Here is a 1,443-nt window from a genome sequence, read left to right on the forward strand (position 1 = left end):
CCCCGCGGCCGTCCCCCCTCCACCTGACCCTGCAGGACGGGCTCGACGCCCTCGCGCGAACCCATCGCGTGCCCGGCGCCCAGCTGGCCGTCGACACCGGGACGGAGGTCGTCAGCGTGCACACCGGCACGGCCGACGCCGTCCGGGGCACCCCGTTCACCGCCGGCACGGCCGTACCGTTGGGCAGCATCACCAAGACGTTCACGGCCGCCACCGTCATGCTCCTGGTCGACGACGAGGACCTCGACCTGGACGAGTCGGTCGCCGACCTCCTGCCGGAACTGCGCGACCTGCCCAAGGTGACGGTGCGCCACCTCCTCTCCCACACGGCCGGCCTCCCCACCGGCCCCGACTCGGACACCGCGGCGGGCCTGACGGCCTCCCGCTACCTCGCGGCGGCCTGCACCGCCGAGGACGCGCTGTTCGACCCCGGGGCGGACTTCTCCTACTCCAACGCCGGTTACGTGGCGGCGGGACGGCTGATCGAGACCGTGACCGGCATGCCCTGGCACGAGGCCGTCCGCGTCCTGCTCCTGGAACCGCTGGGCATCACCCCCTCCTTCCTAGGCGACACGGCCCCCGGCCGTCCGGTCGCCGCCGGGCACGGCCTGAACACGGCCACCGGGGCCGTGCGCCCCGTCCGGCAGAACCTGGCCGCCGTCGAGGCCCCGGCCGGCGGCCTGCTGGCGAGCGCCCTCGACCTGCTGGCCCTCGGCAGGGCCCTGATCGGCCGTTCCGCCGTCGTCCCGTCCGCCACCGCCGCGGTCATGCGGCGCCCCGAGCAGGGGGCCGAGGCGGGCGCCCTGGCGGACGCCTGGGGACTGGGGACGGCCCTCCACCTGCAGGACGGTCGCTGGTGGTGCGGCCACGACGGGAACGCCCAGGGCACCTCCTGCCACCTGCGGGCCGAACCGCGCAGCGGCGTCGTGGTCGCCTTCACCGGCAACGCGGGCACGGCCACCGCGCTGTGGCGGGACCTCTCCGACCTGGTCACCCGGCTCACCGGCACACGGATACCGACCGCCCCTGCGCGCCCGGACCGGGGCGGCCCGGTCGACCTCCCCGAGTGCCTGGGGACCTACCGCAACGGCACGAGCGAGTACCGGATCGGCCCCGGCGCCGACGGCCTGCCCGCGCTGTCCATCGACGGCGACCTGCACCTGCCCCTGATCTGCTACCCGGACCTGAGCTGCGACCTGGTCGACCCGGCCACCGGCCGCCGGGAACCCGGGGGACGCTTCCACCGCGATCCCGCCGACGGAAGCATCGACCGCGTGCAGATCTCCGGCCGCACGGCCCGCCGGGTCCGCACCGGCTGACCCCGGACGGCCCGGCTGACCCCGGACCGTTCCGCCGCATCCCTCACCGCGCCGCGGGCCGCCCCCGTGCGGCCCCGCGCGCCCGGGCGGCTCGCCGCGCCCACCCGCACCCGCATCGCCACCG

General features: G+C 76.9%; 1 protein-coding gene. It reads left to right on the top strand.

Annotation, left to right across the window (positions count from 1 at the left end; all coding sequences use genetic code 11):
- A partial coding sequence (locus FGF04_RS39195) for a serine hydrolase domain-containing protein (protein WP_408055731.1) occupies nucleotides 1-1,319 on the top strand: 1,319 nt, incomplete at its 5' end.
- Nucleotides 1,320-1,443 lie beyond the last annotated feature (124 nt).

Origin of the sequence: Streptomyces apricus (assembly GCF_008369065.1) — a bacterium.
In the GTDB taxonomy this organism is placed as follows: domain Bacteria; phylum Actinomycetota; class Actinomycetes; order Streptomycetales; family Streptomycetaceae; genus Streptomyces; species Streptomyces apricus.